At 52.2% G+C, this 370-nt stretch carries 1 protein-coding gene; it reads right to left on the bottom strand.

What is annotated here, in order from left to right; genetic code table 11:
* Window positions 1–370 (bottom strand): hypothetical protein (locus ACOSP6_RS00050; protein ID WP_422095659.1); only part of this gene is annotated, 370 nt, incomplete at both ends.

Here is a 370-nt window from a genome sequence, read left to right as displayed (position 1 = left end):
TCGCTCCAGTTTCACCCGTAGCACCTGTATTTCCTGTTGCACCTGTGTTTCCTGTGGCTCCAGTTTCACCAGTTTCACCAGTAGCACCTGTACTTCCTGTTGCTCCAGTTTCACCTGTCGCTCCTGTACTTCCTGTTGCTCCAGTTTCACCTGTAGCTCCCGTGCTTCCTGTAGCACCTGTATTTCCTGTAGCACCAGTTTCACCCGTTGCACCTGTGTTTCCTGTTGCTCCAGTTTCACCAGTTTCACCCGTAGCACCTGTACTTCCTGTTGCTCCGGTTTCACCCGTTGCACCTGTATTTCCTGTAGCACCAGTTTCACCCGTAGCACCTGTACTTCCTGTTGCTCCAGTTTCACCCGTAGCACCTGT

It is taken from the genome of Tenacibaculum sp. MEBiC06402, from assembly GCF_049239625.1.
Lineage (GTDB): Bacteria > Bacteroidota > Bacteroidia > Flavobacteriales > Flavobacteriaceae > Polaribacter.
Note: the sequence above shows the minus strand (reverse complement) of the source record. Positions and strands in the feature narration are given on the sequence as shown.